The sequence below is a fragment of the Paenibacillus sp. sgz302191 genome (assembly GCF_057749925.1).
Genome location: NZ_JBYLHY010000011.1, coordinates 248,558 through 265,646 on the forward strand (window position 1 = coordinate 248,558; position 17,089 = coordinate 265,646).

Sequence of the window (17,089 nt, forward strand, 5' to 3'; positions counted from 1 at the left end):
TACAGGTGCACAGTAAAAACTGGATCGGAGGGGAATGGATCACGCCCGGTGCGGGCGAGCTGACCGTCCAAAACCCTTCCAACCTGCGGGAAAGTGTCGGCGTACTTCATCTTTCGGATGCGCCGCAGGTCATGCAGGCTGAACAGGCGGCCCGCATTGCGCTTAGCTCGTGGTCTCGACTAACCGGAGCGGCGCGCGGGGAATATTTGTACAAAATGGCGTCGGCCTTGGCGGAAAGCGCCTCTGAGGTCGCCGCGCTGGCCAGCGCGGAAATGGGCAAGCCGATCACGGAGATGCGCGGAGAAGTGATGCGCGGAGTCAACCTGCTGCGCTACTACGCAGCCGAAGGCGTCCGCTCGAACGGCGACGTCATCCCTTCGAACGAAGCGAACGTGCTGCAATATACGAAGCGCGTGCCTCTCGGGGTCGTCGGCATCGTGACGCCGTGGAATTTTCCCGTTGCCATTCCGATTTGGAAAATTGCTCCCGCGCTCATTTGCGGAAATACGGTCGTGTGGAAACCTGCCGAGTCGGCTTCCTTGACGGCTGCGCGGCTTGCGGAAGTTTTTGCGGCCGCACAGCTTCCTGCGGGGGTGCTGAACCTGGTCATCGGCAAAGGCAGCCAAATCGGCGACGCGCTGCTTGAGCAGACGGCGCTGGATGCCGTGAGCTTCACGGGCTCCACCGCGACCGGAATGCGGGTGGCGGCCATATGCGCGCGCAGAAACATCAAGTACCAGACCGAAATGGGCGGGAAAAACGCCGCTATCGTCCTGCGCGATGCCGATTTGGAAAAGACGATTCCGATGATTCTCAGCGGCGCCTTCCGCTCCGCAGGGCAAAAATGTACGGCAACGAGCCGGATAATCGTCGAAAAGTCCGTTTACGAGCCGTTCGTAAGCGGGCTGAAACAAGCGCTTGCCGCGATTAAGCTTGCGCCAGCGCACGACCCATCGGCTTATCTCGGCCCGGTCGCATCCGCGAGCCAATACAAGACGGTCATGTCGTATGTGGCGATGGCTCATGAGCAAGCGGAAATCGTTGCGGAAGGGCTGGGCTCGGCGGAAGCGTTCGGCGGACATTACATTCGTCCGTTGGTCACCGCCGGCGTCGATGCGGACCATCCGCTCATTCAGGAGGAAATTTTCGGGCCTGTGGCCGCGCTTCTGCCTGCCCGCGATTTTGACGAGTCGATCGCTTTATGCAACCGGACCGTATTCGGTTTAAGCGCTTCCTTGTTTACGCAGAACTTATCCGCAGCCCACCGCTTTTTGGAAGAAGCGCAGGCCGGGATGGTGCGGGTGAACCAGGAAACCGCCGGAGTCGAGTACCAGGCGCCGTTCGGCGGCATGAAGCTGTCGAGCTCCCACACCCGCGAGCAGGGCCAGACGGCTCTTGATTTTTACAGCGAAATCAAAACGTGCGCAATCCAATTCTTTTAAATCCAAACAGGGACGGGGGGCAGGAGGATGAAGCCGTCAACGCTGATCATCTGCCGTTGTGAAGAAGTGACAATGGAGCAATTGGAGGAAGCCTATGCAGCAGGATGCCGCACTTCGCGCCAGTTGAAAATGAAAACACGGGCGTCGATGGGCGCTTGCCAGGGGCGGATTTGCAGACAACTGGTCGAAGCGTGGGTTCAAGAAAAAGCGCCCGGAACACCGAGAGACGCGGAGCTGCTGTCGTACCGGCCGCCCATCCGTCCCATTACTTTCGGCCAGTTGGCAAAGGGTGAATAATATGGACACGCTTCGCATAACGGACCATCCGATACTGGGCCGAAAAGAACAGCGCAGCCCCGTCGGCTTTACTTTTGACGGCAGGCCGATGACGGGCTTCGGCGGCGAAACCGTTGCCGCAGCTTTGCTGGCCGTCGGCGTCCGCACGCTCAGGAAGCATGAAGAGTCCGGGAACCCGCGCGGACTGTACTGCGCCATCGGGCACTGCATGGAATGCCGAGTGCAGCTTCAGGGCACGGGCATGGTTCGGGCGTGCCTGACGCCTCTTGAAGACGGGATGGTCCTGTTCTCGGGGCCGCAGCTGCCGAACGAAATCACGGGGAGGAAACTGCCATGAAACCAAAGCGGCGGCAGTGCGACCTTATTATTGTCGGAGCCGGTCCGGCAGGTCTGTCGGCGGCGGAGGTTGCAGCCGACAACGGCCTCAGCGTGACGGTCGTCGACGAATTTCCGGCGCCCGGCGGGCGCATGCCGGGCCAGTTCCATAACGAGCCCGGCAAAGGCTGGTGGATCGGCAAGCAGATCGCAGCGGAGCTGGTCGAGCAACTCGGCGAGCTCGGCGTGCAAATCCGCTGCGGCGTTTCCGTTTACGGCCTGCACAGAACGGATGGCGGCGATTGGGAAGTTGCGACGACCGAAGGCATCCTGTCATCGCCGTATGTTTTGCTGGCGACGGGCGCTGCGGAAATTCCGCTGCCGACGAAGGGCTGGACGCTCCCCGGCGTCATGTCCGTCGGCGCCGCCCAAGTGATGACGAACGTCCATTACGTGAAGCCGGGCAAGCGCGGGCTTATGATCGGCGTCAACGTGCTCGCCATGGCGATTGCCGGCGAGCTTGCCGCCGGCGGCGTCGATCTGGCCGGAATCGTACTGCCTTCCGGCCAGGCGGTCGCGGGGCAAGCCGCCGATCCGAAGAAGTGCCTGGAAGTGCTTATGGATGTATCGCACCTCGCTCCGTCGCCGTGGCTGCGCATGGGCGGGCGAATCGCCAAAGCGATGAACGTGTCCGGGAACGTCGTGAAATTGTTTCCCCGAAGCGGTGTGAAGATCGGCGGTATTCCGCTGATGCTGCGCACGGCCGCCCTGTCGATCAACGGAAATACGCAGGTGGAATCGGTCACGCTTGCCGATGTGAACGCGCAGGGAATCGCCATACCGGGCACCGAAAGGGAGTTGGCCGTCGACTTCGTCGCGCTTTCCGGCGGGCTCTATCCGTTAGCCGAGCTGGCCTCGGTCGCGGGCTGCCCGTTCATTTACATGCCGGAATTAGGCGGGCATATCCCGCTGCACGGCGAACGGATGCAAACCCCTGTGAAAGGGCTTTATGTGGCCGGAAATATTACCGGCGTGGAAAGCGCGCTCGTCGCCATGGCGCAGGGCAAGCTGGCCGCCGTATCGATATGCCATGACGCGGGTGTTTTTGGGGAGCAGGGGCTGGGCGAACAAATCATACTATCTGCGACCATGCATGTGGAGCAAGTCCGCGCTTCGGCCTTGATTCAATTCCATCCGGGAATTGCCGCTGCGCGGAGCAGGCTGTACCGGATGTGGCAGGATACGTTGAAAGTTGGTGGGTAAAATATGGAACCATATCAGGGGGGAACTGAAATGTGCGAAGGGCAGCAATCGGCAAACTTTTCATGGAAAGAAGTGACCGTGAACGACCCTTTTTGGACGAAATACAGGCAGTTGATCCGGGAGGAGGTGATTCCTTACCAGTGGGCGGCGCTGAACGACCGGATCGATGATGCGTCGCCAAGCCATTGCCTGGAAAACTTCCGCATTGCCGCAGGGGAAGCGGAAGGCGAATTTTACGGCTATGTGTTTCAGGACAGCGACGTAGCGAAGTGGCTGGAAGCCGTCGCCTACAGCCTGGCGACCGATCCCGATCCGGAGCTGGAGCGGCTTGCCGACGAGACGATCGATCTGCTCGGCAGAGCGCAGCAGGCGGACGGCTATTTGAATACGTATTTTACGATCAAACAGCCGGAGCGCCGTTGGCTCAATGAACGCGACAACCATGAGACGTACTGTGCCGGGCATATGATCGAAGCGGCGGTTGCTTACTATGAAACGACGGGCAAGCGCAAGTTTTTGGACATCGTCTGCAAGCTGGCCGATCATATCGACTCGGTTTTCGGTGATGAGGAGCATAAAAAACATGGCTATCCGGGCCACCAGGAAATCGAGCTTGCCCTGATGAGGCTGTACCGAGTAACAGGCAACGAGCGGTATTTGCAGCTGAGCCGGTATTTTATCGACGAGCGCGGGCAAACACCGCATTATTTCAAGCAGGAAGCGGAGAAGCGGGCGGAGCTGTTCGGCGCGGAATCGCTGTTAAGGGAAGGCTATTACCGTTTATACAAGCATAATTATGAGTATAACCAATCGCATCTGCCCGTGCGCGACCAGCACAAGGCGGTCGGCCACGCGGTCAGAGCGATGTACATGTACGCCGGGATGGCCGATGTCGCGCTGGCAGCGCAGGACCCGGCATTGACCGAGGCGTGCGTGAGGCTGTGGGACAACGTAACGCAGCAGCAGATGTATGTAACCGGCGGCATAGGCTCGCATCACGAAGGCGAAGCGTTCTCCTTCGATTACGATCTGCCGAACGATACGGCCTACACCGAAACGTGCGCATCGATCGGCCTCGTATTTTGGGCCCGGCGGATGCTGCTGCTTGATCCGGACGGCAAATACGCGGACGTGATGGAAAGGGCGCTGTACAACGGCACGATCAGCGGCATGTCGCTCGACGGAAAAAGCTTTTTCTATGTCAATCCGCTGGAAGTTTGGCCCGATGCCTGCAGCAGATCCGACAAAATGCACGCCCGGCCCATCCGTCAAAAATGGTTCGGCTGCGCCTGCTGCCCGCCCAATATCGCCAGGCTTGTCGCATCCATCGGACAATACATCTACTCGCAGAGCGGGGATAAGGTATACGTTCATCTGTTTGCGGGCAGCGAAACGCAATTTGCGGTTGCCGGCCGGCGGGTGAAGCTGACGCAGACGGCCGATTATCCGTGGGATGAGCGGATTGCGATTACCGTTTCCCCGGAGGCTGAAGCCGAATTCACGTTAGCGGTCCGCATCCCGGGATGGTGCGAAGGCGCATCGGTCAAGGTGAACGGGCAAGACGTGCAAGTTGAAAAACTCGTGAGCAAAGGCTATGCTGAGCTCAAGCGGATTTGGCGTGAAGGAGACCGGGTCGACATTTGCTTGCCGATGCCGGTGGAACGCATTCACGCCCATCCGAACGTGAGAGTGAACGCAGGCAAAGTTGCGCTGCAGCGCGGGCCTGTCGTATACTGCCTTGAAGAGGCGGACAACGGCGCCGTTTTGCAGGACATTCGACTGCCGCACGATGCCCGGCTTGACGTCCGTTTTGAGCGCGATCTTCTCGGCGGGGTCGCCGTCATTACCGGCGAAGGCGTGCGCGGCACCGATGCGGGATGGCAGGATGCGCTTTACAAAAAAGCGCGATACGATTCGGAGAAACGGGTTGCCCTCCGGGCTGTGCCGTATTTTGCCTGGGCGAACCGCGGACAGGGCGAGATGCTGGTCTGGATCCGCGAGTCATAACCGGCAGCCGTTTCCATGGAAATGAGGGATACGAAATAATGACAGCAAATCCGTTTGCAGCGCGCATTCGAAGAGCGAACGAACTGATGGAGCAGCACGGCTATAATTCGCTGCTTGTGGCGACGACCGCCAATTTTTATTATTTTACCGGGATATGGATCGATCCGCTCGAAAGATTGCTGGCGATTGTGTTCCGCAAAGGGAAAGACCCGGTCATCCTCGCGCCGGAAATGCACAGAGAGGACTTCGCTAACAGCTCCCTGGAATGTCATTTTGTGCGGGACGGGGAAGACGCGATCGCCAAAACGGCCGCTTTTATCGACGACTCGGGTGTTGTCGGCATTGACGATCTGTGGCGGAGCGCCAATTTGTTGAGCTTGATGAAGGCACAACCAAACGCCCGTTATGCGGCAGGCGGGGCGATTTTACATACGCTTCGGCTGAGAAAAGACGCTCACGAGCAGGAGCTGATTCGCAAGTCGGGAGCCACCGCGAGCAGGGTGATGGAAAAGCTGTTCGCAAAAGTCGTTCCGGGTATGAGCGAAAATGACCTTGTTGAGGAACTGCAATCGCTGTGGAAACAGGAAGGCGTGCGCACGATGTCGTTCGAGCCGATTATCGCAACCGGCCCGAACGCGGCCAATCCGCATCATCATCCCGGGGATACCCGCATTCAGGAGGGCGAGCTGGTCGTGATCGACATGGGCGGGCTGATCGACCGTTACTGCTCCGATATGACCCGTACGGTCGGCGTGCGGCACGTGTCCTCCAGGCAGCGGGAGGTATACGACATCGTCAAAGCCGCCCATATGGCGGGCATCGGCGCCGTGCGGCCGGGCATCCCGGTAGCGGAGATCGACAAAGCTACGCGCGCGGTGATCGAGGACAGCGGATACGGGCGCTTTTTCACCCACCGCACCGGGCACGGGCTGGGCATCGACATCCATGAGGAGCCGTCGCTTCACGGCGGCAACGAGCTGATCGTCGAGCCCGGCATGGTGTTCAGCGTGGAGCCCGGCATTTATTTGCCCAACGAGTTCGGCGTCAGGATCGAAGATATTGTCATCGTGACGGAGGATGGCTGCGAGTCCGTAAACCTCGGCGCGACGAAGGAGCTCGTCATCGTTTGAGCCGGCATGCAAGGGTGGCGGTGGCCGCTGGCGAGAGGCCGGTATGCGGCCGCTGGTGGGAAAGCCATCTTGAGGTCGCTGGCGAGAAAGCCCGCCTGCGGCCGTCGGCGAGAGAGCTGGCTTGAGGCCGTCGGCGAGAGAGCTGGCTTGAGGTTGCCGGCGAGAAAGCCGGCATGCGGCCGCCGGTGGGAGAGCCGGCATGCGGCCGCCGGTGGGAGAGCCGGCTTGGGGCGTCGGCGAGAAAGCCAGCTTGAGGTCGCTGGCGAGAAAGCCCGCCTGCGGCCGTCGGCGAGAGAGCTGGCCTGAGGCCGTCGGCGTGAAAGCTGGCCTGAGGCCGCCGGTGGGAACCCGGCATGGGGCGTCGGCGAGAAAGCCAGCTTGAGGTCGCTGGCGAGAAAGCCGGCATGCGGCCACCAACGGGCAGCCTGCAAAAATGCAGGCTGCCCAGAGGCCCACACGCCAGAGCCGATAGCATAATCTGCCTGTTTGCGCGAACAAAACCTGCAAAAGTACAGTTTTTGCTCGTTCAATATGCTGGAAACGAAAAATTCCTGCAAATGTGCAGGCTTTTCACCGCGTACAAGGGCTCAGATTCATTTTCAGCGAAAATTCCTGCACTTTCGCAGGCTTTTCGCCAAAATGCAACATTTCCACGGAAAAAGCCTGCACTTTTGCAGGTTTTTTCCCTGTCGAGCCGCCTCACCTCATGCCCTCGCTCTAATAGGCGGTATGGCAGAGAGAGGGGTAGTGTACGATCGCAACCTGCGTGGGGGAGGCGCGTGTTTGGAAAGAGCGGTTGCGCCCCCAATCAGGCTCCCCTTCCGGTCAACCCGTCACTTTCTTAACATTCTAATTTTTACAGGTGTTCAATGCGCTAATGGGGGGGCGCTGCTCTAACGCACGGTTTTTCTCAACAGTCTCATTTCCGCAGGTATTCTCCTTGTCAAGCTACCTCATGACCCCCACTGTATAGCACGAACGACTTACCGGGAAAGGCACACGTTGGTGCTGTTTCAAAAATTAGCTACTCTTTTCGCACCGCACAGCTCCCGGCGCGCGGTATTGCGCTGCATGACGGCGGTCGGTTGACCACATGTCTGGTTCCCCCTAACCCATCACTTCCTCAACAATTTGATTGCTGCATGTTTCCTGCGCGCTAACAAGGGTGTGCTGCTCCGAAACACGGGTTTACTCAACAGTCTCATTTTGCAGGATTTCTGCGTGCTTGGCCAGTGGTACGTAAGTGAGCGTGTCGGTCTGCAAAGCATCGCCGCAGCCGTGAAAAGGAATAGCGGTTTGCTTGGAATGGTTCGGAGCGATCCCACTGGCGGTCGGATGACCGCGAAGGTCTCAAGAAACGACGCACCCCACCGCTCGAGCCGCCCCGAGGGGCGGCGTTCCTCAGGCGCCCGCGGCCACCCCACCGCTCGCGCTGCCCCGAGCCGCATCTCCCTCGCGCGGCACAGGGTTCAGCGCCCCCGGCCGGCCGGGCTGCCGCCGCCCGCAAAAAAACGCCTCAATTCCACTTGTACAGTGGATTTGGAGGCGTCTTTTTTGCGGCTTTCAGCGGTGCTTAAATGCCGTTAACTTTCCACGATTCGATTCCTGTCGAGGCGGTCGATTTTGCCGTTATGTTCAGACGGATCTTGTTTGTCGTAAACGGAGTGAACGTTGTGGTGTTGTATTGATTGCTGGCGACGCCGAGACCCGACGTATTCGCTGCGTTGACCCATGACGTTCCATTCCAATATTGGATGGAATAGGATGCGGGCACATCGATGCCCTGGCCGTCTGCGAACCAGTAGACGTCGGTGCTGGATATCGTATGATTTTCGTTGAAATCATATTCGACCCACTGGGTTGTCCCCGGGTTATCCCAGTTTCCATAGACGGGGTGCCCCCGATCGCTGGAGCTGGTCGGCGTATAGCCGTCATTTAAACCGGTCAAGCTTTCCCATGAGGAGACGAAGGATGTGGTCGCCGTTGCCATGGAGGCGATATTCGCGGGCGTTGTCGTACCGCCGCCTCCTCCGGCAAGGGTACTGACTTCCGATGCGCTCAGCGCCCGGTTGTAAATTTTGAAATCGTCGATCAACCCGTTCAAATAAGGATCGGAGGCGTATTGCGATTTTCCGATATAATTTTGCGTTGTGCTGCCCAGATTTGAAGGTTTGAGCGTCATGTTGGAGTTTCTGGCTACTTCTGTGCCGTCTACGTAAAGGATGCCGGTATTTCCGGACAGTGTTACGGCAACATGCTTCCACACCCCTGTCGGAAACGCGGCCGTCGAATTGATTTGCTGCTCCGATCCGTTGCCGTTATTGGTAATGGCAAACCGCAGACCTGCGCTTCCGGGCTGAGGCGTCAAAAACATATGGGAGCTCGTTCCCGTGCCGAAATCAAAAATGCGGATCCAGTTGCTTAACGAATTGGCTTTTACCCACGTCGAAACTGTAAAATCTCCGAGCGAGCTGACGATGCCCGCCGGCAGGCTCGCGTATGCCGAAGTGCCGTTCAGGCTTAAGGCATTGCCGTTTTTGCCCGCCGCCCATGCTGCATTGCCGTTTAATGTCGCATTGTTGCCGCTGCCTGAAGCGTCTGCCGCCGTAGTTCCGCTCGTTTCATTAAATAAATAGTTGGCAACCGTATCCGGCGTCGGCGTTGTTCCCCCCAGACTGATCGTAAATACTTTCGTGACCGGGGCGCTCGTTTCGTCGTAATCCCTTAATTGCACTGTAAATGTGTAGCTGTTTTGCGCCTGCGTGTTGGAAACTGTTCCGCTGATCGTTCCCGTGAACATGTCCAGACTTAATCCCGCCGGGAGCGAGCCGTTTACGATTCTCCAGTCATAGAACGGGACGCCGCCTTTGGCCGTCAGCTTTTGCGTATAGGATTGGCCTTTCGTCGCATTCGGCAGCGAGGTGGAGACGATTTGCGGCGGGACGAACGGTGCCAGGTTTTTGTTCAGTTTCCAGCCTGCATTTTCGGCGATCAAAAGCGAAAGCTTGGTGATCATCCAGCGCCGCGAAGGGAACAATCCGCCCCAACCGCCTGTTTGCCCGCTTTGCCGGTCATAGTATTTGGCATCGCCGGGGATATGGTAGCTGGAATCCAGCGGAACGGGGATGCCTTGATAGCCGACCACATCCGGGGTGTTTCCGCCGGAAGCTTTATAGGCAGCCATGCCAGGCCACGTATCGCTGTAAGCAAAACCGTGCCCGAACTCATGCATGATCAGCCCGTACACGTCCGTCAGGTTGCCGGAGTTGTCGCTCAAATACCACTGCTCGTCATCCATGGACGTAAACGGCGTTTTGCCGGAATAAAACTGCAGAGCCGCCCCCAGGGAACGGTACAGCTTATTCGGAACAGTGACGCCGTTTCGTTTGTGGTATTGGCCGTTGGCCGAGTTCCAGCCTGTCGAGTAAGGCTCATTGAGCCCCCGCAAAAAGATCCATTCGCCATTGTACGGCGCATTGTTCGTCACGGTCGTATTTCCCGCAAAATTGTCGTTCGGGACAAAGTTCGTTTCCGCGCCGGCCGGGACGGTGTCGAAAGGCGCTTCGTCGAAAAAGTAAAACCAGTCCTTGATCGCCTGTTCGGAGGCGTTTTTGATCGCCGGATCGTTGAAAACGTGGTTGACCGTGTCAAACCGGTAATCGAAGGTGAGAGGAAGCGACGGCTGGGCGTTGTCGTCCTGATTCAACACGCGGATCGGCATCGTTTGCGTATGCGAGTTCCCGTTGCTTTCGACAACGTTCATGGAGAATGTGTAATTTTCAATTTGACCTTGAGTGGCCGTCCGGTGCGGATGAATTTCCAGTAAAAAATTTTTTTGCTCCGACGCGCTGGAGAACGTCAGCGTTTTTGTGGCCCCGGTCGCGGACAACTGGCTTGGCAAATCCATCATGAAGCGCGAGGTGCCGCTCGCCTTGAGGTTGATGGTAACGGGATATGAAGCGCTTGCAGGCGGCTTCACGGTTAATTTGATGTAGGGGTTAGCGATATACCCCTGCCAATCGACAAGGTCGACGCCATAACTGTTGACATTTCTGTTGAATATATCGTACACCTGTGCGTCTGTGGCTGCCGCAGAAGCTTGGGGAGTGGGGACGATACAGCTTTCCGAAACAAAAAGCGTTGTCGTAGCGAGCGTTACAATAAAGGCCTTTTTCGCAAATTTCATGTTCATCAGCAAACCTCCGTTCTTTTTTTGATCAAATGTTATACTGCCTCTTCATGCGATTTCGAAATTCAGCCTCCTTTCCCGGTTTGATGTGCAGGGCGAGCCGCAAAACTTGGAAATATGGGCTCGATTCATATGTTACAGCTTCCGTTTGGAAAATGACAGGTTCATTTCCAACCGCTTTTTTAGAAATATCAACCAGTTTTTGTGTTATTTTGGGTTTAACTTTTGAACGCGTAATCCGGATCGCCGACACGCTCGAATAATTCGGATTGACAAGGGAATGAAAGCGAATATTTATTAGCTCAACCGCAATAGCAGCAAGCAGCTTGAGGTTTACCAGGCATCCCTGGCCGATGGAGGTACTGTCGATCAATGGGGAGACACCGGCTATAACGGCCAGCAATAGACGTTGGTCAAGGAAGGAATCAAGTAGCTTTCGAGCGGCTGCCTGCATCCGTTTTCATAGAAATTGTTTATTTGACTTGGGCGTATAGGCAATGTAAAATACTTTTAAATCCTATAAGAATAGATGGAAAAGGTTAGGCTGACCGGACGATCGGAGGCCAAGGTTATCTTTGTGCGCAGCACGGGGCGAACCTTGGCCTCCGTTTGTTTTTCGGAAATCAATGTGTTTAAAGGAGCGAGGACGATGGCTGGACAACGGAAATTGAGGCTCGGCGCCAACATTAGCGGGGTTGGCAACAGTATGTTCGTTTGGAGGCATCCGGACGTATCCGTCGATGCGAGCGTGAATGTGGAGTTTTACAAGCAGCAGGCGCAAATTGCGGAGCGGGGCAAATTCGATTTGCTTTTTATCGCGGACGGCCTGTACATTAACGAAAAATCGAACCCTCACTTTTTAAACCGGTTCGAGCCGCTCACGATTTTGTCGGCCCTGAGCGCCGTTACGACGAACATCGGCCTTGTCGCGACGCTGTCCACCTCGTACAGCGAACCGTTCACGGTCGCAAGGCAATTTGCGTCCCTCGACCAAATCAGCGGCGGCAGAGCCGGCTGGAACGTAGTCACATCGCCGCTCGAAGGCTCGGCGAAAAACTTCGGCAAAGACGAGCATCCTTCCCATGCGCAGCGCTACCAAATCGCCGAGGAGTTTCTTGAGGTCGTCAAAGGGCTGTGGGATTCCTGGGAAGACGACGCTTTCGTGAGAGACAAAGCGAGCGGCGTGTTTTTCGACCCGGCCAAAATGCACCGCCTGAACCATAAAGGGCCGTATTTCTCCGTGCAGGGCCCGCTGAATATCGCCCGTTCCAAACAAGGCCATGCCGTCGTGTTCCAGGCGGGTTCGTCGGAAGCCGGCAAAGATTTGGCGGCCAAATCCGCCGATGCCGTGTATACGGGGCATGAAACGATCGAGGAAGCGAAGCGATTTTACCGCGACGTAAAATCGAGAGCCGCATCCTACGGGCGGTCTTCCGGGGATATTCTTATTTTTCCGGGGATCGGGCCGATCGTCGGGCGTACGGAGGAAGAAGCCGAGCGCAAATATAAGGGAATTTCCGAACTGGTCACGATTGAAAGCGCCTTGGACTATTTGGGCCGTTATTTCGAGCACTTCGATTTTTCCCAATTCCCGCTGGACGAACCGTTCCCGGATTTGGGCGATCTGGGTAATAACAGCTTCCGCAGCACGACGGAAAAAATTAAAAAAGAAGCGAAAGAGCACAATTTGACGCTGCGCGAAGTCGCTCTGCGCGCCTCGACGCCGAGAAGCACGTTTATCGGAAAGCCGGAGAAAATAGCGGATCTGATTCAGCAGTGGTTCGAAGAAGAGGCGGCGGACGGATTCAATATCCGCAGCGTCGTTCCGAACGGGCTGGAAGATTTTGTCGACCTCGTCGTGCCGATTTTGCAGCAACGCGGCATTTTTCGGACGGAATATGAAGATGACACGCTGCGCGGAAATTTGGGGCTATCCGTACCTGCGAACAGGTATGCATCTGCGGCGCCTTCGAAAGAAGCGATTGTTTAAATGCGGCGAGCGCCGCGGACAGAAGATTGCGTCAGGCAATAACTCTACTGATGGGTACAGGCTGGGTACAGACTCAGACCGATGTACCCGTCTTTTTCTTATTCATTCAAAAGCCAATTCTCTGCATCATCCTTGGTTTCAAATACTCTGAAATGGTTGCTTTTATTGGATTCGAACGCCATCTCCTTGAACTTTCCTTGAAGAACCATCTCTTTCGGAATGACAGCCGCCGTTTTAACGCGGTAGTTGATCCATTTTTGAATCATTTGTCCTGCCACGCCGGTTCTCAGTTTGAAAAAGTGTTCCGAAAGAGCTTGACTATGCAGCAAAAGAAGTTCCGAATCATTTTCTTTGCACAAAGCAACGATGTCCACAGCGTCCTGTTCAGTGCTAAGAGGGGGCCCGGCAGATATAACTTCTACATATTTTTTATTTCCGTTCTCCATGATTTTATAGTTCATCGTCGTTCTCTCCTCCATTTGTTTTCTTTCATAAAGTTCCTTGCGAATCTCTTGCACCCACTTGAGTTCGTTGCGATAGAAGGACAGCAGGTTTTCGGATATTTTATCCCACAAAAAAGTTTCGCGCTCATTTCTATGAGGGGAAGGAATTCCGCGTTTGATTTTTTCCTGCTGGAACATAAGCTGCATGTTGATCCTGCTTTCGTACTGTACCAACAGTTCGTTTAATTCCTCGTCGCTTAGTTGTTCCGCCCACGCCAATTGAATGAGGAAAGTGTTCTTCAATTCGGGAATTTCCGTTTCTGAAACAACCCATTCTTTCAATCTGGCAAGTCCTTCCTCCGTAATACTGTAAATTTTCTTTGATGGAGAGCTTTCCTGGTGTTGAATTACGTTGGTTACCAAACCTTCGTCCAATAGCTGTACAAGGGATTTGTAGATTTGATTGTTGTTACCGGACCAATACATGGTTGAAGATTCTTCAATAATTTTTTTTAATTCATAGCCTGTAGCAGACCTCCAACTGAGAAGCCCGAGTATAGCATATTGGATAGACATAGTAACACCCCAAAATTGTTATCGATATCATGTGTTAACAGTAACATATGATATCGATAATGTAAACAGGGAAGGGAAGTATCCAACCCGTAAAAGCGGATGAGGCGTCTTTTTTGCAGGAACGTACATAGGTACCGTCCAATATGATAATGGACAAAGACTCCGCTGCGTTTTCCGCTCATTGGCGGCTGCATTGCGATGGGAACGGGAACGGAGTTGTCGAAGTTCGCCCATAGCTGGCCGGAACGATGATTTTAACGATATAGGAGGAGGTCTTGATACGACGATCCTGTCCGATACGTTTTACATTTCGAAAGGAGGCAAGCCGAAAGACCTATAGAAAATGATTGGAACATATAACATTTTGCCGCATAGTTGTCGAAATAGTTAACGAGGACCAAATATCCAATGAAAGTAAATTGGGCATTTTCATCAAACTAGAGAAACCCCGCAACATATCGGGGCAGTCGGAGGCTGGAAATGAAATCGAGGTTAAAACTGAATTTTAAACTTAACATCCATTTAACACTGTTCAAAAAGCTGCTTTTCAGTTTTGTGATCGTTTTGCTGCTTTTATGCGCTATTAGTATAACGGCAATCACAAAGATGAGCTCCATGGGCGAGAAGTCGTGGCAGACGACGCAAACCGGGCTGCCGAACGTCATGATGCTGGGCAATTTGAACCATGACCTTAAAGAGATGGACGATCTGATGCTGCGCATTCAACTGGATATGAAAGATAAGAACAGCATGGACGATATTATGAGCGCAACGGGAAGAGGCGCGGATTCAACGTCCCAGCCGGAGCAAGCGCAAGCCCTTTTTGCATCCATTCAGGAAAAAGTGCAGAAAGTGGAAAATCTATCTTCTTCAGAAAATGATGAAAAGCTTATCAAAATGTTACAGGAACAATGGGGCTCTTATGCGAAAATGTTCCCGGACATTTTGGCTGCGGTTCAGCAGCACGGTCAGGACGGCATGTTTAAAATTCAGCAGGCCGACCAATACTTGGGCGGATGCAGTGTCGTCGTGGAGGTGCTCACCAGAAATATTCAGCAGCAGGCCGACGAATGGGCGAACGAGCTGGACGATTCGTATCGCTCGGGGATGGTATCGGTCATCGCGTTAAGCATTATCGCCATTTTGGCGGGACTCAGCATTTCGTTTATCATTGCCCGGAACGTTTCCAAGCCTCTCCGGCAAATGAGCGAAGCCGCCAAGGTGATTTCGGCAGGCGATCTGTCGGCGAAAAACAAAATATTGTCCCGTAAGGACGAGATCGGGGAACTGAGCGAAGCGTTCGCCCAAATGAGCGATAATATGCGGGAAATGATTGAAAAAATCAATGAGCACGCTCAGCTTGTTACCGTATCTGCCGGCCAGTTGAAAACAAGCTCCGGGGAAATGCAGCAAGCGTCCGAGCACATTGCTGTCACGGTCAAAGAAGTTGCGACCGGAGCCGACCAGCAAACCGTAACGATGGAAGAAACGTCACGCTCTATGGAAGAAGTAGGAGCAGGCATCAGCCGTATGGCGGAAAGCGCGTCTTCGATCGCCGAATCCGTGGAATCGACGAAGCAGCACGCAGAAACCGGAGAGACGTTCGTTCAAAATACAGTACAGCAAATGAATTCGATCCATGTTTCGGTGCACCAGACGGATGAAGTGATCGGGCTGCTTGAAGCCAAATCGCAGCAAATTGGCAATATTGTTCAGGCGATTCAGGAAATCGCCCAGCAAACGAATCTGCTGTCGCTCAACGCAGCGATTGAAGCTGCCCGCGCCGGCGAGCAGGGACGGGGATTTGCCGTCGTTGCAGCGGAAGTGCGCAAGCTGGCTGAACAGTCCAGCAACTCTTCGGATGAAATCAGCAAGCTGCTGAACGAGATCCAATCGAGCATCCGCGATTCGGGAGAAGCGATGGGCAAGGTGAAATCGGAAGTGGGCACAGGCATTGAGCTCGTCAAGGAGACGGAGCAAAACTTCCATAACATTTTGAAGTCAACGTCGCATATCGTTTCGCAAATTCAGGAGATGGCGGCAACTTCCGAGCAAATCTCGGCCAGCACCCAGCAAATTACCGCCGCCGTTCAGCAGGTTGCCTTCATTGCCAAAGAAACGGCCTCCTCGTCAAAGCAAGTATCCTCCTCGACGGAAGGACAGCTGCAAACGACCGGAGAAGTTCAGTCATCGGCAGAGTCGCTCTCGGACATGGCCGGAGAAATGCAGCGCTTGTTATCGCAGTTCAAAACCGCATAAGCAGTCATTACGCATAGAAGGGCTGTTCCGAGAGTATTTGGATCGTACGGGAACAGCCTGGAAATCGAGCAAAAGGACCTCAAGTTCCACTGCCAAGTGGAGAATGAGGTCCTTTCTTTAGGTGAAATTTCGGTACAGAAAATCATCAATTGACTTTGGGGCGGCCACTTTTGTCGCAGGAGTATCAGCCTGATTAAAGTGTGCGGGTCCGGATCTACCGCCGATCCCTTGCTAATATTACCCAGGAAATTATATCGAGAATAATAGGTGCGAAGCAGCGGAAATGGGACGAAAATAACGCTGGAACGAGAATAACGCTTTTTGTAGCACTGGCAAAGCTTTTGAGAAGGCATTGAGCGGCATTATTGGCGTAGACGCCGACCTGCTGCCCGCCATTTTGCCGAGTCAGATGAGCGGTGGGGTAGAAAGCAGAATCGAGTGACATTGGTCGTTGCCGGATTATGCCAATGTCGTGCGTAAAAGTGGCTTGGCAATCCCAAAAGCCTGCAAAAGTGCAGGCTTTGTCGGTGGATTCGGCTCGTTTTGGAGAAAAGCCTGCAATTGTGCAGGAATTTTCGGTCAAAACGAGCCGAGCCTTGCATATGCGCGGAAATTCCTGCAGATTTGCAGGAATTTACTGTTGCAGGCCCTCCGACGTGCAAAAAACTGTACTTTTGCAGGTTTTTGCACGCGTCGAAGGCGCACGCACAGTGCCGAGTCAGATGAGCGTTGGGGGAGAAAGCAGAATCGAGAGACATGGGTCGTTGCCGGATTAAGCCTCCGTTGTGCGTAAAAGTGGCTTGGCAATCCCAAAAGCCTGCAAAAGTGCAGGCTTTGTCGGTGGATTCGGCTCGTTTTGGAGAAAAGCCTGCAATTGTGCAGGAATTTTCGGTCAAAACGAGCCGAGCCTTGCATATGCGCGGAAATTCCTGCAGATTTGCAGGAATTTACTGTTGCAGGGGTAGCGTCAAGAAGTTTGTGTAAGACAGTAGGGTAGTTCGTCGAAATAATGAATGAACTGTTGTTTTTCGAATATTCAGAACAGTTGGCTGGCGGCGGGTGTAGCCCAAGCGAAGGCGCGGGAGTCGGAACTTTTTACCATGCAGCCAGAGCTTAAGAGGGATATCGCTGCTCAAACATCTTTTGTAGTTCTTCTTTCACTTGGGGATTTCCGAATC

Annotated in this window: 11 protein-coding genes; 8 read left to right on the top strand and 3 right to left on the bottom strand. The window is 54.7% G+C overall.

What is annotated here, in order from left to right; all coding sequences use genetic code 11:
• The first annotated feature begins 5 nt into the window (after nucleotides 1-5).
• From AC3G2T_RS17935 to AC3G2T_RS17960, 6 genes are read left to right on the top strand one after another with little or no spacing between them, the layout of a single operon-like run.
• Nucleotides 6-1,442, top strand: coding sequence for an aldehyde dehydrogenase family protein (locus tag AC3G2T_RS17935; protein WP_488436405.1), 1,437 nt, complete (start codon nucleotides 6-8; stop codon nucleotides 1,440-1,442).
• Between the two features lie 27 nt (nucleotides 1,443-1,469).
• On the top strand, nucleotides 1,470-1,739 hold the full coding sequence (locus tag AC3G2T_RS17940) for a (2Fe-2S)-binding protein (protein WP_474681141.1): 270 nt from the start codon (nucleotides 1,470-1,472) through the stop codon (nucleotides 1,737-1,739).
• Between the two features lies 1 nt (nucleotide 1,740).
• Nucleotides 1,741-2,076 carry a (2Fe-2S)-binding protein gene (locus AC3G2T_RS17945; protein ID WP_474681140.1) on the top strand — a complete coding sequence of 112 codons (336 nt, stop codon included), beginning with the start codon at nucleotides 1,741-1,743 and terminating at the stop codon, nucleotides 2,074-2,076.
• Nucleotides 2,073-3,317, top strand: coding sequence for an NAD(P)/FAD-dependent oxidoreductase (locus AC3G2T_RS17950; RefSeq protein ID WP_474681139.1), 1,245 nt, complete (start codon nucleotides 2,073-2,075; stop codon nucleotides 3,315-3,317). Before AC3G2T_RS17945 ends, AC3G2T_RS17950 begins: the two co-directional genes overlap by 4 nt.
• A 30-nt stretch (nucleotides 3,318-3,347) precedes the next feature.
• Entirely contained in the window at nucleotides 3,348-5,324 is a 1,977-nt protein-coding gene (locus tag AC3G2T_RS17955) for a glycoside hydrolase family 127 protein (protein WP_488436415.1), read from the top strand.
• A 38-nt stretch (nucleotides 5,325-5,362) separates the two neighbouring features.
• Nucleotides 5,363-6,454, top strand: coding sequence for a M24 family metallopeptidase (locus AC3G2T_RS17960; protein ID WP_488436406.1), 1,092 nt, complete (start codon nucleotides 5,363-5,365; stop codon nucleotides 6,452-6,454).
• A gap of 1,573 nt (nucleotides 6,455-8,027) precedes the next feature.
• On the opposite strand, the gene AC3G2T_RS17965 is transcribed toward AC3G2T_RS17960, so the two are convergent.
• Nucleotides 8,028-10,646, bottom strand: a complete 2,619-nt coding sequence (locus AC3G2T_RS17965; RefSeq protein ID WP_488436407.1) for a LamG-like jellyroll fold domain-containing protein — start codon at nucleotides 10,644-10,646, stop codon at nucleotides 8,028-8,030.
• A gap of 25 nt (nucleotides 10,647-10,671) precedes the next feature.
• Entirely contained in the window at nucleotides 10,672-11,016 is a 345-nt protein-coding gene (locus AC3G2T_RS17970) for a hypothetical protein (RefSeq protein ID WP_488436408.1), read from the bottom strand.
• A 276-nt stretch (nucleotides 11,017-11,292) separates the two neighbouring features.
• On the opposite strand from AC3G2T_RS17970, the gene AC3G2T_RS17975 reads away from it, so the two are divergent.
• The gene (locus tag AC3G2T_RS17975) at nucleotides 11,293-12,633 is read left to right on the top strand and encodes an LLM class flavin-dependent oxidoreductase (protein WP_488436409.1); all 1,341 of its coding nucleotides are present in this window, start codon (nucleotides 11,293-11,295) and stop codon (nucleotides 12,631-12,633) included.
• A 98-nt stretch (nucleotides 12,634-12,731) separates the two neighbouring features.
• On the opposite strand, the gene AC3G2T_RS17980 is transcribed toward AC3G2T_RS17975, so the two are convergent.
• Nucleotides 12,732-13,652: a PadR family transcriptional regulator gene (locus AC3G2T_RS17980; protein ID WP_488436410.1), complete on the bottom strand. Its 921-nt coding sequence runs from the start codon at nucleotides 13,650-13,652 to the stop codon at nucleotides 12,732-12,734.
• A 480-nt stretch (nucleotides 13,653-14,132) separates the two neighbouring features.
• Between AC3G2T_RS17980 and AC3G2T_RS17985 the strand changes: the two genes are divergently transcribed.
• Entirely contained in the window at nucleotides 14,133-15,911 is a 1,779-nt protein-coding gene (locus tag AC3G2T_RS17985; protein ID WP_488436411.1) for a methyl-accepting chemotaxis protein, read from the top strand.
• Nucleotides 15,912-17,089 lie beyond the last annotated feature (1,178 nt).

Bases quoted from the DNA above. Each gene is read 5' to 3' on its own strand.
- AC3G2T_RS17960 (WP_488436406.1), top strand. From the start codon at position 5,363: ATGACAGCAAATCCGTTTGCAGCGCGCATTCGAAGAGCGAACGAACTG.
- AC3G2T_RS17950 (WP_474681139.1), top strand. From the start codon at position 2,073: ATGAAACCAAAGCGGCGGCAGTGCGACCTTATTATTGTCGGAGCCGGT.
- AC3G2T_RS17985 (WP_488436411.1), top strand. From the start codon at position 14,133: ATGAAATCGAGGTTAAAACTGAATTTTAAACTTAACATCCATTTAACA.
- AC3G2T_RS17980 (WP_488436410.1), bottom strand. From the start codon at position 13,652: ATGTCTATCCAATATGCTATACTCGGGCTTCTCAGTTGGAGGTCTGCT.
- AC3G2T_RS17975 (WP_488436409.1), top strand. From the start codon at position 11,293: ATGGCTGGACAACGGAAATTGAGGCTCGGCGCCAACATTAGCGGGGTT.
- AC3G2T_RS17940 (WP_474681141.1), top strand. From the start codon at position 1,470: ATGAAGCCGTCAACGCTGATCATCTGCCGTTGTGAAGAAGTGACAATG.
- AC3G2T_RS17955 (WP_488436415.1), top strand. From the start codon at position 3,348: ATGTGCGAAGGGCAGCAATCGGCAAACTTTTCATGGAAAGAAGTGACC.
- AC3G2T_RS17945 (WP_474681140.1), top strand. From the start codon at position 1,741: ATGGACACGCTTCGCATAACGGACCATCCGATACTGGGCCGAAAAGAA.
- AC3G2T_RS17965 (WP_488436407.1), bottom strand. From the start codon at position 10,646: ATGAACATGAAATTTGCGAAAAAGGCCTTTATTGTAACGCTCGCTACG.